This is a genomic window from Mycolicibacterium sp. P4_G11 (assembly GCF_056555145.1).
The window spans coordinates 661,630-675,951 of record NZ_JBFUJW010000006.1; the positions used below are offsets into that span (position 1 = coordinate 661,630).

At 66.4% G+C, this 14,322-nt stretch carries 15 protein-coding genes; 9 read left to right on the forward strand and 6 right to left on the reverse strand.

Annotation, left to right across the window (positions count from 1 at the left end):
• Positions 1-43: 43 nt before the first annotated feature.
• From AC1U2B_RS17515 to AC1U2B_RS17525, 3 genes are read left to right on the forward strand one after another with little or no spacing between them, the layout of a single operon-like run.
• Entirely contained in the window at positions 44-844 is an 801-nt protein-coding gene (locus AC1U2B_RS17515; protein WP_133764449.1) for a crotonase/enoyl-CoA hydratase family protein, read from the forward strand.
• Positions 844-1,812 carry an NAD-dependent epimerase/dehydratase family protein gene (locus AC1U2B_RS17520; protein WP_480217727.1) on the forward strand — a complete coding sequence of 323 codons (969 nt, stop codon included), beginning with the start codon at positions 844-846 and terminating at the stop codon, positions 1,810-1,812. The genes AC1U2B_RS17515 and AC1U2B_RS17520 overlap by 1 nt, the downstream gene beginning before the upstream one ends.
• Before the next feature lie 42 nt (positions 1,813-1,854).
• Positions 1,855-3,057, forward strand: a complete 1,203-nt coding sequence (locus AC1U2B_RS17525) for a sensor histidine kinase (protein ID WP_480217728.1) — start codon at positions 1,855-1,857, stop codon at positions 3,055-3,057.
• On the opposite strand, the gene AC1U2B_RS17530 is transcribed toward AC1U2B_RS17525, so the two are convergent.
• From AC1U2B_RS17530 to AC1U2B_RS17545, 4 genes are all read right to left on the reverse strand, one after another.
• On the reverse strand, positions 3,054-4,382 hold the full coding sequence (locus AC1U2B_RS17530; RefSeq protein WP_480217729.1) for an MFS transporter: 1,329 nt from the start codon (positions 4,380-4,382) through the stop codon (positions 3,054-3,056). The two genes, AC1U2B_RS17525 and AC1U2B_RS17530, sit on opposite strands and share 4 nt — an antisense overlap.
• 78 nt (positions 4,383-4,460) lie before the next feature.
• Positions 4,461-5,696, reverse strand: a complete 1,236-nt coding sequence (locus AC1U2B_RS17535; RefSeq protein ID WP_480217730.1) for a cytochrome P450 — start codon at positions 5,694-5,696, stop codon at positions 4,461-4,463.
• Positions 5,693-6,367 carry an acetoacetate decarboxylase family protein gene (locus tag AC1U2B_RS17540; protein WP_480217768.1) on the reverse strand — a complete coding sequence of 225 codons (675 nt, stop codon included), beginning with the start codon at positions 6,365-6,367 and terminating at the stop codon, positions 5,693-5,695. The genes AC1U2B_RS17535 and AC1U2B_RS17540 overlap by 4 nt, the downstream gene beginning before the upstream one ends.
• A 184-nt stretch (positions 6,368-6,551) precedes the next feature.
• A complete protein-coding gene (locus AC1U2B_RS17545) occupies positions 6,552-7,583 on the reverse strand; it encodes an LLM class F420-dependent oxidoreductase (RefSeq protein WP_480217731.1) in 1,032 nt (343 codons plus the stop codon).
• Between the two features lie 58 nt (positions 7,584-7,641).
• Here AC1U2B_RS17545 and AC1U2B_RS17550 point away from each other — a divergent pair, with 58 nt between their 5' ends.
• Genes AC1U2B_RS17550 through AC1U2B_RS17565 form a run of 4 tightly spaced genes read left to right on the forward strand, consistent with a single transcriptional unit; the run spans position 7,642 to position 11,295 of the window.
• Entirely contained in the window at positions 7,642-8,643 is a 1,002-nt protein-coding gene (locus tag AC1U2B_RS17550) for a Zn-ribbon domain-containing OB-fold protein (RefSeq protein WP_480217732.1), read from the forward strand.
• Positions 8,644-8,652: 9 nt separating this feature from the next.
• Positions 8,653-9,714, forward strand: coding sequence for a thiolase family protein (locus tag AC1U2B_RS17555; protein WP_260936537.1), 1,062 nt, complete (start codon positions 8,653-8,655; stop codon positions 9,712-9,714).
• Positions 9,714-10,892 carry a thiolase family protein gene (locus AC1U2B_RS17560; protein WP_480217733.1) on the forward strand — a complete coding sequence of 393 codons (1,179 nt, stop codon included), beginning with the start codon at positions 9,714-9,716 and terminating at the stop codon, positions 10,890-10,892. The genes AC1U2B_RS17555 and AC1U2B_RS17560 overlap by 1 nt, the downstream gene beginning before the upstream one ends.
• Before the next feature lies 1 nt (position 10,893).
• Positions 10,894-11,295 carry a nuclear transport factor 2 family protein gene (locus AC1U2B_RS17565; RefSeq protein WP_043984598.1) on the forward strand — a complete coding sequence of 134 codons (402 nt, stop codon included), beginning with the start codon at positions 10,894-10,896 and terminating at the stop codon, positions 11,293-11,295.
• Here the strand turns inward: AC1U2B_RS17565 and AC1U2B_RS17570 are convergent, their stop codons facing one another.
• Both AC1U2B_RS17570 and AC1U2B_RS17575 read right to left on the reverse strand, forming a co-directional pair.
• Positions 11,296-11,820, reverse strand: a complete 525-nt coding sequence (locus tag AC1U2B_RS17570; RefSeq protein ID WP_480217734.1) for a hypothetical protein — start codon at positions 11,818-11,820, stop codon at positions 11,296-11,298.
• 66 nt (positions 11,821-11,886) lie between these two features.
• Positions 11,887-12,411 carry a gamma carbonic anhydrase family protein gene (locus AC1U2B_RS17575; RefSeq protein ID WP_071285642.1) on the reverse strand — a complete coding sequence of 175 codons (525 nt, stop codon included), beginning with the start codon at positions 12,409-12,411 and terminating at the stop codon, positions 11,887-11,889.
• Between the two features lie 97 nt (positions 12,412-12,508).
• Here AC1U2B_RS17575 and AC1U2B_RS17580 point away from each other — a divergent pair, with 97 nt between their 5' ends.
• Both AC1U2B_RS17580 and AC1U2B_RS17585 read left to right on the forward strand, forming a co-directional pair.
• On the forward strand, positions 12,509-13,663 hold the full coding sequence (locus AC1U2B_RS17580; RefSeq protein ID WP_043984596.1) for a 3-ketosteroid-9-alpha-monooxygenase, oxygenase component: 1,155 nt from the start codon (positions 12,509-12,511) through the stop codon (positions 13,661-13,663).
• Positions 13,663-14,139: a hypothetical protein gene (locus AC1U2B_RS17585; RefSeq protein WP_043398133.1), complete on the forward strand. Its 477-nt coding sequence runs from the start codon at positions 13,663-13,665 to the stop codon at positions 14,137-14,139. The genes AC1U2B_RS17580 and AC1U2B_RS17585 overlap by 1 nt, the downstream gene beginning before the upstream one ends.
• Positions 14,140-14,322: the final 183 nt, after the last annotated feature.

Genomic DNA, 14,322 nt, shown 5'->3' on the forward strand with positions numbered 1-14,322 from the left:
TTTGTGACAAGTCTAACGTTCTCGAGCCCGGAGGAAGGCACCTGTGAGCGAGCCCGAAAAAGGCCCCGACGCCCTCATTGAGCAGCGCGGACACACTCTGATCGTCACTTTGAACCGACCCGAGGCTCGCAACGCCCTTTCTGGCGAGATGCTCTCGATAATGGTCGAGGCCTGGGACCGCGTCGACAACGATCCCGAGATTCGCACCTGCATCCTGACCGGTGCCGGCGGCTACTTCTGCGCCGGCATGGACCTCAAGGGCGCCACCAAGAAGCCGCCGGGCGACTCCTTCAAGGACGGCAGCTACGACCCGTCGCGCATCGACGGTCTGCTCAAGGGCCGCCGCCTGACCAAGCCGCTGATCGCCGCGGTCGAGGGCCCGGCCATCGCCGGCGGCACCGAGATCCTGCAGGGCACCGACATCCGCATCGCCGGTGAGAGCGCCAAGTTCGGCATCTCCGAAGCGAAGTGGAGCCTGTATCCGATGGGCGGCTCGGCGGTGCGCCTGGTGCGCCAGATTCCGTACACCATCGCGTGCGACATGCTGCTGACCGGACGGCACATCACCGCGGCCCAGGCTCTGGAATACGGGCTGATCGGGCACGTGGTTCCGGACGGCACCGCGCTGGAGAAGGCCCTGGAGATCGCCGAGGTGATCAACAACAACGGTCCGCTGGCCGTGCAGGCCATCCTGAAGACCATCCGCGAGACCGAGGGCATGCACGAACTGGACGCCTTCAAGCCCGACACCGCCAACGGCATCCCGGTCTTCCTGTCCGAGGACGCCAAGGAAGGCCCGCTGGCATTCAAGGAGAAGCGCGCACCGCAGTTCAAGATGCGCTGATGCACATCGCCGTGACGGGTGGCACCGGCTACGTCGGTGCCCACACCGTCCGCGCGCTGCTGGCAGCCGGGCATACCGTCCGGCTGCTGGTGATCCCCGGCGGCAGCGACGACGCGGCGCTCGACGCACTGTGCCAGCTGGGTCCCCTCGAGGTCCTGGCCGGCGATATCCGCAATCCCACAACGGTTTCCGAGCTACTGGCCGGATGCGACGCCGTGCTGCACGCGGCCGGTGTCGTCGGCACCGACAGTCGCCGCACCCAGCTGATGTGGGAGATCAATGCCTACGCCACCGAGGCCCTGCTGACGCAGGCCGCCGCGTTGGGGCTCGACCCCATCGTGTCGGTGTCGTCCTACAGTTCGCTGTTCCCGCCGCCCGACGGCATCATCGGGCCCGATACTCCCCCGGCCCCCGGCCGCAGCGACTACGCCCGCACCAAGGCCTACGCCGATCTCGCGGCCCGGCGGCTGCAGGCCGAGGGCGCGCCCGTCGTCGTCACGTACCCGTCGTCGGTGGTCGGGCCGGCCTTCCACACGGCAGTCGGTGTGACACAACGTGGTTGGGACCCCATCGTGCGGTACCGCGTCGCCCCGCGACTGCGCGGCGGCATGCAGATGATCGATGTCGGCGATGTGGCCCGCGTACACACGGCGCTGATGCAGCCCGGCCGTGGACCGAAGCGCTATGTCTGCGGCGGCGTGCTGCTGACGTTCGACCAGATGGTCGACGCACTGCAGTCGGCACTGGGCCGGCCGATCCGCCGGATTCCCCTGTCGCCCAGCCTGTTTCGCGGCGTCGGCCGAGTTTCGGATTTCGCCGGGCGCTGGCTGCCCCTGGCAGAGGGCCTGAGCCACGAAGCCGCTGTGCTGCTGACGGCGGCCGTACCCACCGACGACAGCCTGACCTTGTCCGACCTGGGCCTGACCTGGCGCGACCCCCGAGAGTCGATCGTCGAATCATTTGCGTGATTCGTGCACGATTTTCCGCGCTCATCGCGGAAAATCGTGCACATGTCCGAACCCAGTAGGCCTCTGCTGCGCGGCCTGCTGCTGCAACTCGCGTTGCGGGCGCTGTTGGCGGTGTTCATCGGGTTCGGCCTGCTGTTCGAGCCCCCGAACGCCAACGTACGGCTGCACTGGGGCATCTTCGCCTGCTACGTCGCGATGGTCGCGGCGTGGGGATTGTGGGCGCGACGCTCGGCCGATCAATCCGACCAGCGAACCAAGCGGGTGGCGGCACTGTTCCTGTTGTGCGCGGATCTGACTGTGGTGGCGGTCATTTCAGTGGACAGCGGGCTCAGTTCGCCCGAAACCTGGACATCCGACGTCCTGCAGCACGGGCTGTTCCTAATCCCGCTGATCGCGGCAGCGCAGCTCGATCCCGCCGTCAGCGCCATGATCGCGATCCCCACCGTAGCCACGTTCTTCGTCGTGAACTGGATCGACCGGGAAGCCAACGGTCACGAGCCCTGGGGCTCGATCCTGTTGCGCACCGCCATCGTGTTCGGCCTGGCCGCCGGGTCGGTCGCACTGTCGTGGATTCAGCAAGCCAAGACGCGGACCATCGCCGACCTGGCCCTGGAGCGGACCCGGCTGCTCGAAGAGGTGATCAGCCTGGAGAAGCGGGAGCGCCAATCGCTCTCGGAGCGTCTGCACGACGGCGCGCTGCAGTACGTCCTGGTGGCCCGGCACGACATGGAGGACGTCCGCGACGGGTCGGTCGAGGGCATGGACCGCGTCGACTTCGCGCTCGCGGAATCTTCCCGGCTGCTGCGCGACGTGGTGCGTGAACTGCATCCCGAGGTGCTGGCCCGCTCCGGCCTCAAGGCCGCGATCACCTCACTGGCCGACGGCATCGCCGCACGGACCAGCATCACGGTTCACCTGGATGCCGAAGGCTGGCCAGAGAGCCTGCGCACCAACGCCGACCATCTGCTCTACAGCGCGGCCCGGGAGTTCTCGACCAACGCGATCAAGCATGCGCATGCCGACAACCTGCGATTCAAGCTGGCGCACAACGGCAGCCGGGCCGAACTACGCATCGCCGACGACGGCGTCGGCATTCCGGCGGACCGGCTCGCGCAGAGCGTCGAGGACGGTCACATCGGGTTCGCCTCGATCTGCACGAAAGTGCTTGCCACGGGCGGCGAATTCACGGTCACGGGTGCACCCGGCACCGTCATCACGATGGCGGTGCCTGCGGCCCCCAGCTAGAACGCCGCGCCCTGCTCGCGGTCGAGGTAGGTGCTGGTCTTGTTCTTCAGGAACACCAGGTACACCACCAACGACACGGCGATGCACACGGTGACGTAGCCGATGAACAGCGGCACCTGGTCGCGCGCCTTGAGCGCCTGATAGATCAGCGGCGCGGTGCCGCCGAAGATCGAATTGGCCAGTGCGTAGCCGACTCCCACGCCCAGGGCCCGCACATGCGCGGGGAACAGTTCGGACTTCACCAGCGCGTTGATCGACGTGTAGCCGGTCAGGATGACGTAACCGACCGCCAGCAACGTGAACGTCGCGATCGGCGAATGCGTCTGCGGCAGATAGGTGATCAGCACATAGGTGTAGACCACGCCACCGAAACCGAACCACAGCAGCAGGGGTTTGCGGCCCACCCGGTCGCTGATGATCCCGCCGATCGGCTGCAACAGCATCAGGAAGATCAGGCCGGCCAGGTTGATCCACGTCGCTGTCATCGCCTCGGTCTTGTACGTGGTCTTGACGATGGCCGGGGCGTTCACGCTGTAGGTGTAGAACGCGACCGTGCCGCCGAGCGTGATCAGGAAGCACAGCAGCAGCGGCCGCCAGTACTTGGTGAGCAGTTCGCGCAGCGAGCCCGCACCGGTGTCTTTGCCCTCTTTGATCGCCGCCAGCTGCTCCTCGGACAGCGACTCGTCCATGGACCGGCGCAGCCAGAACACCACCACCGCCGCCACGCCACCGATGGCAAATGCGATGCGCCAACCGAATTCGTGTACCTGATCCTTGGTGAGCGCGGTCAGGATGATCAGCAGGGTGAACTGGGCGAGCACATGCCCGCCGACCAGCGTGACGTACTGGAACGAGGAGAAGAAGCCGCGCCGTTCCCGCGTGGCCGCCTCCGACATGTACGTCGCGGAGGTGCCGTATTCGCCGCCGGTGGCGAAACCCTGCACCAGCCGGCACAAGATCAGCACGACCGGCGCCGCGATCCCGATCGTCGCCTGCCCGGGCACCAGAGCGATCACCATGGAGCACATCGCCATCAGCGACACGCTGAAGGTCAGGGCGGCACGCCGGCCGCGACGGTCGGCGTACCGCCCGAAGAACCACGAGCCCACCGGCCGGGTCAGGAACGTGACGGCGAAGATCGCGTAGACGTAGATCGTCGAATTCTGGTCCGCCTCATCGAAGAATTGCTTCTCGAAGTAGGTGGCGAACACGGTGTAGACGTAGACGTCGTACCACTCCACCAGGTTGCCCGAGGAGCCCCGGATGGTATTCCAGATCGCGCGGCGGTTTTCGGCTTTGGTCGATGAGATCATCGATGTGGTCATGCCGCCCATCATTGACGCAGGCCACTACGCCGTGCGACGGAACCTGCCGATTCCTTGCACAGTTCTCACATTGGCTCGCTACAGCACCCGGGCTGTCGGGGTGAACACCACCGGCATGGCCTCGGGACCGCTGACGAAGTTGGCGGCGCGCAACGGGATCTCCGCGCCATCGGCCAGGCGGAGGTCGGGCAGCCGCTGCATCAACCGCTCCGTCATCAGGCGCAGCTCCAGCCGGGCCAGCTGGTTACCCATGCAGAAGTGGGTGCCGAAGCCGAAAGCCAAGTGGCTGTTGGGGGTCCGGTCGATGTGGAACTCGTCCGGGTTCTCGAACTGGTCGCCGTCGAAGTTCGCCGCCTCGAACATCAGCATGACCTTCTCGTCCTTATTCAGCTCGGTGCCGTAGAAGACGGTGTCCGCGGTCAGGACGCGGCACATGTTCTTGATGGGCGACGTCCAGCGCAGCATCTCCTCGATGGCACCCGAAAGGAGAGCGGAGCCTCCGTCACGGTCTTCGCGCAAGCGCTCATCCTGGACCAACCGGTCCCACTGGTCGCGGTGCCGCATCAGCTGTTCGGTGCCGCCGGACAGGGTGTGTCGCGTGGTCTCGTCGCCGCCGATCAGGATCAGCAGCGTCTCCATGACGATCTCGTCGTCGCTCAGCCGCTGACCTTCGACCTCGGAGTTGATGAACACCGAGAACAGGTCGTCGGTCGGGTTGGCGCGCCGGTCCTTGATCACGTCCATGGTGAAAGCGGTATATGCCGCAAAGGTTTCCATCAGTTTCTGGATCGACGACTCGTCCAGGTGCGACGACAGCCCGGACACCAGCTCGTCGGACCAATCGAGCAGCATCTCGCGCTCTTCCGGCACCACACCCAGCATGTCGCCGATGACGGCCATGGGCAGCGGGGACGCCAGATCGCGGACGAAGTCGGCCTCGCCCTTCTCACAGATGTTGTCGATCAGGGCGTCACACAGCCGCCCGATGGACGGCACCTTGTCCATGACGCGCTTGCGGGTGAAGCCGGCGTTGACCAGCTTGCGCCGCACCAGGTGCGCCGGATCGTCCATGTCGATCATGTAGGGCATGCCCGGCTGATCGGGGCGGATGCCGCCGGCGTTGGAGAACAGCTCGGCGTTGCGCTCGGCCTCGAGCACGGACTGGTACGTGGTCACCGCGGCCTGCCCGGTGCGGTCCCGGAACACCGGCTCGTTGGCCCGCATCCAGCGGTAGGCCTCATGCGCGGCCTGCCGGTCGGCATAGAACCGGCCGTCGGCCAGGTCAACGTCGGGGCGGGTCAGAACACTGGTCACTTGATCTCCTGAGCGTCGGCGAAAGTCATGTCTACGTTGTCTGCGGAACCGGAAAGCATGGCGCGTTTCGGCAATCCGAGCGCCGCCAGTTCCTGGGCATAGGGGTGGTCACCCAGTCGCAGCGTCACGCCACCGGGCCGGTAGCGTACGCCGGACGGCCGCATCACGCCGACGGTCTCCCGGGTGACGCCATCGAGGTGCGAATACGTCGGGGGCGCTTGCGGTTTGGACGGTGCGGGCACCGGGAAGCCCGGCCGGATGTCCATCCCGACGGCGAACCGGCCGTCGATGGTGACGTCGAAGGAGAAGTTCTTTCCGTCGTCAATGGCGAAGTCCGCCATCACCTTGGGGTAACCCCAGATGTTCCGGCCGGCCTCCAGGGTGAAGGGTTGGTCGACGGGCAGGTGGTGGATGAAGGCGCCCGCCGATTGCAGGGCGCGCAGGCCCGACGCGTTCGAGCCGGGCGGGTTCACCATGATGTTGGTGCCGTACTCGTAGTACTGGCCGAGGTCGCTGTCGACGTAGTGCATCAGCATCAGCACGGCCACTGCGCGGCGCGGGCGGAACCGGCACACCTGCAGGCCGCTGTAGTCGATCATGCGTTGCGCGGCATCGGCGTCGACCGAGAACATCGCCATGTGCTGCGTCGCCTTGCGGACGCGCACCGGCATGGTCAGCACGGTGCCCGCGATGGTGTGCTGCGAGAGCGCGGGCCCGGTGGCGTCTGTCACACCACAAATCTAGAACACGTTATAGACACTTCGCAATAAGTGTCTACTGCCGTATTCGCGAACGGACGCAAAACTGCACTTCGGCGGGCCAAAGCGACAGTTTTACGTCGGCTCGCGGGACCGACTAGACCAAGTCAGCCAATTGCTTGATCTGCTCGACCGACTTGGCCCCGACGACCATCATGGTGACGCCGGAGGCCTCCCAGGCCTTGATCTGTTCCTTGACGTAGTCGAGGTTCCCGACGATCGCGGAGTCGTCGACCAGCTCGTCCGGAATGACCTTGGCGGCCTCGTCCTTGCGGTCGGTGCGGAACAGCTTGGTGACGTCGTCGACCACCTCGGAGTAGCCCATGCGGCGGTACACCTCGGCGTGGAAGTTGGTGTCCTCCGAGCCCATGCCGCCCATGTAGAGCGCCAGGTGCGGCTTCATCATCTCCATGACCATGGGCCGGTCGTCGGTGACGACGATCTGTGCGGTGGCACAGATTTCGAACGTCTCGCGGGTCCGACGGGCACCGGCGCGGGCGAAGCCCTCGTCGAGCCACTCGTTGTACATGCCGGAGATCCGCGGTGAGTAGAAGATCGGCAGCCAGCCGTCGGCGATCTCGGCGGCCAGCGCGACGTTCTTGGGGCCTTCGGCGCCGAGCATCACCGGGATGTCCGCGCGCAGCGGATGGGTGATGGGCTTGAGCGGCTTGCCCAGACCCGTGGTGCCCTCACCCGACAACGGCAGCGGGTAGTGCGGGCCGGCGCTGGTCACCGGGGCTTCGCGGGCCCAGACCTGGCGCAGGATGTCGACGTATTCGCGGGTGCGGGCCAACGGCTTCGGGAACTTCTGCCCGTACCAGCCCTCGACGACCTGCGGCCCCGAGACGCCCAGGCCCAGGATGTGGCGGCCACCCGAGAGATGGTCGAGGGTCAGCGCCGCCATGGCACACGCGGTGGGCGTGCGGGCCGACATCTGGACGACCGAGGTACCCAGGCGCATCCGCGTGGTTTCCCGGCCCCACCAGGCCAGCGGGGTGTACGCGTCCGAGCCCCAGGCCTCCGCGGTGAAGACGGTGTCGAACCCGGCTTCCTCCGCGGCCGCGACGAGCGTCGCGTGATCGGTCGGCGCCTTGGCGCCCCAGTATCCGAGCTGCAAACCGAGTTTCATAGCGCTGCCTTCCCGCACATGCTTGCCACGATTGTTAGAACCTGTTCTACTCGATGCCGTGAGCGCTAGCCAAAGCAGCCCAGCCCAGATGGCAGGCCATGAGCCGCCCCTTTCAGCTCCGCTGAAACTGTCATTCGACTACACCCGTTCAGTAGGTCCGGTCCTGAGTCAGTTCTTCACCGCGCTGCGCGGACGACGCGTCGTCGGCACCCGCGGTTCGGACGGCCGGGTCCACGTACCTCCCGCCGAGTATGACCCTGTCACCTACGAGGCCCTGACCGAGGTGGTTCCGGTTTCCAGCGTCGGCACCGTGGTGTCGTGGACCTGGCAGCCCGAGCCCCTGGAAGGGCAGCCCCTGCAGCGTCCGTTCGCCTGGGCGCTGATCAAGCTCGACGGTGCCGACACCCCGCTGCTGCACGCGGTCGATGCCCCGGAGGGCTCGCTGAAGTCCGGTGACCGCGTCCGCGCGCACTGGGTCGACGAGCCCGTCGGCGCCATCACCGACATCGCCTACTTCGTGCCCGGCGAGGACGCTGTCGAACCGCTGCCGGCCGACGATCGGGACCCGGTCACCATGCTGGTCGTGCCGTCGTCCATCGAAATCCAGCACACCGCTTCGCATCCCGAGACCGTGTTCCTGCGCGGTCTGCAGGAGGGCAAGCTGCTCGGTGCCCGCACCAAGGCCGGCCGCGACGGCAAGCCCGGCGCGGTGCTGTTCCCGCCGAAGGAGGCCGACCCGGCCACCGGTCTCGAACTCGACGAATTCGTCGAGCTGGTCGACCGCGGCACCGTCACCACGTTCGCGATCATCAACATCCCGTTCGCCGGGCAGCGCATCAAGCCGCCGTATGTGGCCGCCTACGTGCTGCTCGACGGCGCCGACATCCCGTTCCTGCACCTGGTCACCGAGATCGACGCGGCTGACGTCCGGATGGGTATGCGGGTGGAAGCGGTGTGGAAGCCCCGCGAGGAGTGGGGTCTTGGCATCGACAACATCTCGCACTTCAAACCGTCCGGCGAACCCGACGCCGACTACGACTCGTACAAGCACCACCTGTAAAGGGCCACAATGACTTCCAGTGACGTAGCGGTCGTCGGGTTCGCGCATGCCCCGCATGTGCGCCGCACCGATGGCACCACGAACGGCGTCGAGATGCTGATGCCGTGTTTTGCAAAGCTGTACGCCGAGTTGGGTCTGAAGCAGACCGATATCGGCTTCTGGTGCTCCGGATCGTCGGATTACCTTGCCGGCCGGGCATTTTCGTTCATCTCGGCGATCGACTCGATCGGCGCCATCCCGCCGATCAACGAATCGCACGTGGAGATGGACGCGGCCTGGGCACTGTATGAGGCCTACATCAAGATTCTGACCGGCGAGGTCGATACCGCGCTGGTCTACGGCTTCGGCAAGGGCAGCGCCGGCACCCTGCGCCGGGTGCTGGCCCTGCAGACCGACCCGTACACCGTCTCGCCGCTGTGGCCGGACGCCGTCTCGATGGCGGGCCTGCAGGCCCGATTCGGCCTGGACGCCGGGAAGTGGACCGCCGAGCAGATGGCTCAGGTGGCACTGGATTCATTCGCCGTCGCCGAGCGCGTCGACCGGCTCGAGTCCGCGGCCACCGTGAGTGAGCTGCTGGACCGTCCGTTCTTCGCCGACCCGCTGCGCCGCCACGACATCGCGCCGATCACCGACGGCGCCTCCGCGATCGTGCTGGCCTCGGCAGACAAGGCGCGGGAACTGCGCGAAAACCCCGCGTGGATCACGGGTTTCGAGCACCGCATCGAGACCCCGATCCTGGGCGCCCGTGACCTGACGGTCTCGACCTCGACCGCCGCATCGGCCGCCGCCGCCACCGGTGGGGACGTCGGCTCGATCGACATCGCCGAGTTGCACGCGCCGTTCAGCCACCAGCAGCTGATCCTCGCCGAGGCGATCGGGCTGAAGGACTCGACGAAGGTCAACCCGTCCGGTGGCGCCCTGGCCGCCAACCCGATGTTCTCGGCCGGCCTGGAGCGCATAGGCTTCGCCGCCGAACACATCTTCAACGGATCGGCGAATCGCGTACTGGCCCATGCCACGAGTGGTCCTGCGCTGCAACAGAATCTGATTGCCGTCTTGGAGGGCAAATAATGGCCAAGAACCTCGCCGCCGTCCTCGGCACCGGGCAGACCAAGTACGTCGCCAAGCGACTCGATGTGTCGATGAACGGCCTGGTGCGCGAAGCCATCGATAGAGCGCTCGCGGATTCCGGGTGCACCATGGCCGACATCGACGCCGTCGTGGTCGGCAAGGCACCGGACTTCTTCGAGGGCGTCATGATGCCCGAGCTGTTCATGGCCGACGCCACCGGCGCCACCAACAAGCCGCTGATCCGCGTGCACACCGCGGGTTCGGTGGGTGGCTCGACCGCGATCGTCGCCGCCAGCCTGGTCAAGTCCGGCAAGTACCGCCGCGTGTTGACCATGGCGTGGGAGAAGCAGTCGGAGTCGAACGCCATGTGGGCGCTCTCGATTCCGGTGCCGTTCACCAAGCCGGTGGGCGCCGGCGCGGGCGGTTACTTCGCCCCGCACGTGCGGGCCTACATCCGCCGCTCGGGCGCGCCGGAGAACATCGGTGCCATCGTGGCGGTCAAGGACCGGCTCAACGGCGCCAAGAACCCGCTGGCCCACCTGCATCAGCCCGACATCACCGTCGAGAAGGTGATGGCCTCCCAGATGCTGTGGGACCCAATCCGTTTCGACGAGACGTGCCCGTCCTCCGACGGTGCTGCCGCACTGGTCATCGGCAACGAGGAAGTCGCCGACGCCCGCGTCGCCGAGGGACATCCGGTCGCCTGGATTCACGCCACCGCGCTGCGCACCGAACCGCTGGCCTACTCGGGCCGCGACCAGGTGAACCCGCAGGCCGGCCGCGACGCGGCTGCCGCCCTGTGGCGCGACGCCGGCATCACGAGCCCGATCGATGAGATCGACGTGGCCGAGGTGTACGTGCCGTTCTCGTGGTTCGAACCGATGTGGTTGGAGAACTTGGGCTTTGCCGCGGAAGGCGAAGGCTGGAAGCTCACCGAGGCCGGCGAGACGGCCATCGGCGGCAAGATTCCGTTCAACGCCTCCGGCGGTGTGCTGAGCTCCAATCCCATTGGCGCATCCGGCATGATCCGGTTCGCCGAGTCGGCCATCCAGGTCATGGGCAAGGCCGGTGACCATCAGGTCGAAGGCGCCCGCAAGGCGCTGGGCCACGCGTATGGCGGTGGCGCACAGTACTACTCGATGTGGGTTGTCTCGAGCGACAAGCCCGGAAAGGACTGACATGGCAGTTTCCGATCCGAATCACCCCGCACACTTGGCCGGCAAGCGTTCCCGCGATGCCGTTGCCGCCCGCGACAAGGAAGCCTGGCTGGCCAATTTCGCCGACGACGCCATCGTGCAAGACCCGATCGGGCCGTCGTTCCTGGACCCCGAGGGCAAGGGACACCGCGGCAAGGAAGCCATCTCGGCGTTCTGGGACAAGGCGATCGCTCCCGCCGACAAGCTGGTGTTCAACTTCGAGACCACCTACCAGTGCGGTGACGAGGAAGCCAACGTCGGCAACATCGTGACCACCATCGCCGGGCGCGACTTCACGACTCCAGGCGTCTTCACCTACCGCGCGAACGAAGCCGGGCAGCTGCTGGCGCTGCGCGCCTTCTGGGAGGCTCCGCGCTCGTCGTAGCTAGAACGTCCAGGAGCCCGAGGGTTGCAGGACGAAGCCGTGGCCGCCGGCGGTGCTGTCGATGCACGCGGTGACACCGCCCGGGGCGACGCCGCACGTGGCCGTCCCCAGAGACACCTTCTGCGTGGGCGCGAGCAATGCTCCGCCGGCCAGATCGGTCGGGCAGTCACCCTGGTAGCGGCTGATCGTCCCCTCGTTGGCTCCGTGTAACTGCGCCATCCCGAATTCGCACGGCGCCTTCGCGGAGGGGTCGACAGTGACAGCCACACCCGCGGCTCCGGGCACCGGCCCATAACAGCGGACCGTCGTCCCGGCCCCGGCCAGTGCGCCGATGTCGCACGACAGACCGTCGGGGGTGGCGAACTTCACCACCTGCTGCGTGGTGTTCCGGTAAGGCACCAGGTGGGTGTTGGTGGCGATGTCGAAGTTCGCGAAGTCGGGAAAGTTGGGTGGCGGCGCGGCGTGCGCGAGCGGGGCCGTGAGCACCACTGCGGCACCGGCCAAGACGAAGAGCGGCAACTTCATGGGCCCAGTCTTGGCCGAACGTCGGCCGGAATGTCAGATTTCCGCGAAATCCGCCACGCAACCGCCCTACAGCTCTTCCAGCCCCGCCAGGTAGCGCTCGGCCAGCTCGCGGTAGGCCTGCGGGTTGGTGTTGATCCACGTCTCGGCGCCGGTCCCGGCAATTGGGCCGCGAATCTTCGCCGGCGACCCCATGACCAGCACTTCGTCGGGAATCTTGGTCCCGGCGGCCACCAGCGAGTGTGCGGCGACCAGGCTGCGCCGACCGATCACCGCACCGTCGAGCACCGTGCTGTTGTTGGCGATCAGCGCCTCGGCACCGACATGCACGCCGTGCACGACGCACAGGTGGGCAATGGTCGCGCCAGGCCCGATATCGACCGGAATACCGGGAGGGGCGTGCAGCACGGACCCGTCCTGCACGTTGGCGCCGTTGCGGATGACGACGGGCGCGTAGTCGGCGCGCAGTACCGCGTTGAACCACACAGATGCCCCGGCCTCGACGCGGACATCGCCGATCAGGACGGCGGTGGGGGCGATGAAGGCCGTGGGGTCGACGACCGGGCTACGGCCCTCGAAGGAGTAAAGCGGCATGACATAGATATACCGCAGGTCGGGACGCTTGCATTGCGCTGCACCAAGGAAAAACTGTAACGTGTTCTAGTTACTCGGCACAGATTGGGAGGCCAAGGTGAGCACCGAAACCGCGGGGGTTCGCGAGATCGATACCGGCGCGCTGCCGGACCGCTTTGCCCGTGGATGGCACTGCGTGGGTCCTGTGAAGGATTTCCAGGACGGCAAGCCGCACTCGTTCGAGGCATTCGGCACCAAGTTGGTGGTGTTCGCGGACTCGAACGGTGACCTGAAAATCCTCGACGGCTACTGCCGCCACATGGGCGGGGACCTGTCACAGGGCACCATCAAGGGCGACGCGGTCGCGTGCCCGTTCCACGACTGGCGCTGGGGCGGCGACGGCAAGTGCCAGCTGGTGCCCTACGCCAAGCGCACGCCGCGCCTGGCCCGCACCCGCGCTTGGCACACCGACGTCCGTGGTGGCCTGCTCTTCGTCTGGCACGACCACGAGGGCAACGCGCCGACCGACGAGGTCCGGATCCCGGAGATCCCCGAGGCGGCCAGCGACGAGTGGACCGAGTGGCAATGGAACTCGATGCTGATCGAGGGCAGCAACTGCCGCGAGATCATCGACAACGTCACTGACATGGCGCACTTCTTCTACATCCACTACGGCCTGCCGACGTACTTCAAGAACGTCTTCGAGGGCCACATCGCCAGCCAGTACCTGCACAACGTGGGCCGGCCGGACATCGGTGGCATGGGCACCCAGTACGGCGAGGCGCACCTCGACTCGGAGGCCTCGTACTTCGGGCCGTCGTTCATGATCAACTGGCTGCACAACAACTACAGCGGCTACAAGGCCGAGTCGATCCTGATCAACTGCCACTACCCGGTCAGCCAGGACGCATTCGTGCTGCAGTGGGGCGTCATCGTCGAGAAGCCCAAGGGCATGGACGAGAAGACCACCCAGAAGCTGGCCGACGCCATGACCGACGGTGTCAGCAAGGGCTTCATGCAGGACGTCGAGATCTGGAAGCACAAGACCCGCATCGACAACCCGCTGCTGGTCGAGGAAGACGGCGCGGTCTACCAGATGCGTCGTTGGTACCAGCAGTTCTACGTCGACGTCGCCGACATCACGCCGGACATGGTCGACCGCTTCGAGCTGGAGATCGACACCACCGTTGCCAACGAGAAGTGGCAGGGCGAGGTCGCCGAAAACCTCCGCATCCAGGCCGAGGCCAAGGAAGCCGCGGAGCAGTCCAGCTGATGACCCAGCACGACGAACGGACCCAGGCTCCCGATGCCGAGAGCCTGGCCCGTTCGATGCTGCAGCTGATGGGTCACGGTGACGAGGATGATCACGCACACCCGGCGTCCGACTCACCCGCGAGCGGATCCTGGTCCAAGGCACCAGATTTCGCCGACGACCCGGTGCGCTTGGCCGCCGTTCGCGAGGCCACGGCGGCTGATCGCCAGCGCTACCTGACCGCGGGCCTGGTTCCGGTGGACTGCCGGTTCTGCCACTCGACGGTGGCGGTGAAGAAGCTGGGACCCGAACACACTGCGGTGCAGTGGAATTCGGGAGCGACGCAACGGTGCGCGTATTTCAGCGAGATCCGCGCCGGAGGCGGCGACCCCAGTCGCAGCCGCTCGTGCCCGAAGATGTCCGACAGCATCAAGCATGCCGTCGCCGAGGGGTGCCTGGAGGAGTTCTCCACCGCCCCCTCCCCCGGCGACGGCTGAGTTCTCCCCCTGAGCAGACGCGAAAACCCCCTAAATCTGAAGTGCTCCCCAGAAGTTGGACTGAGAAGTTCAGTTCCTTGTTCTGGGGAGTACTTTTTTGCATCCTCGTAGTTCGTTGACCGAGGGGCAGCGTGGTGCGGTTGTCGCGTTGTTCGAGCAGGGGTGGCGGTATCACGCCACGGC

Bases quoted from the DNA above. Each gene is read 5' to 3' on its own strand.
- AC1U2B_RS17520 (WP_480217727.1), top strand. From the start codon at position 844: ATGCACATCGCCGTGACGGGTGGCACCGGCTACGTCGGTGCCCACACC.
- AC1U2B_RS17525 (WP_480217728.1), top strand. From the start codon at position 1,855: ATGTCCGAACCCAGTAGGCCTCTGCTGCGCGGCCTGCTGCTGCAACTC.
- AC1U2B_RS17530 (WP_480217729.1), bottom strand. From the start codon at position 4,382: ATGACCACATCGATGATCTCATCGACCAAAGCCGAAAACCGCCGCGCG.
- AC1U2B_RS17540 (WP_480217768.1), bottom strand. From the start codon at position 6,367: ATGCCGGTGCGCGTCCGCAAGGCGACGCAGCACATGGCGATGTTCTCG.
- AC1U2B_RS17545 (WP_480217731.1), bottom strand. From the start codon at position 7,583: ATGAAACTCGGTTTGCAGCTCGGATACTGGGGCGCCAAGGCGCCGACC.
- AC1U2B_RS17555 (WP_260936537.1), top strand. From the start codon at position 8,653: ATGACTTCCAGTGACGTAGCGGTCGTCGGGTTCGCGCATGCCCCGCAT.
- AC1U2B_RS17560 (WP_480217733.1), top strand. From the start codon at position 9,714: ATGGCCAAGAACCTCGCCGCCGTCCTCGGCACCGGGCAGACCAAGTAC.
- AC1U2B_RS17565 (WP_043984598.1), top strand. From the start codon at position 10,894: ATGGCAGTTTCCGATCCGAATCACCCCGCACACTTGGCCGGCAAGCGT.
- AC1U2B_RS17570 (WP_480217734.1), bottom strand. From the start codon at position 11,820: ATGAAGTTGCCGCTCTTCGTCTTGGCCGGTGCCGCAGTGGTGCTCACG.
- AC1U2B_RS17575 (WP_071285642.1), bottom strand. From the start codon at position 12,411: ATGCCGCTTTACTCCTTCGAGGGCCGTAGCCCGGTCGTCGACCCCACG.
- AC1U2B_RS17585 (WP_043398133.1), top strand. From the start codon at position 13,663: ATGACCCAGCACGACGAACGGACCCAGGCTCCCGATGCCGAGAGCCTG.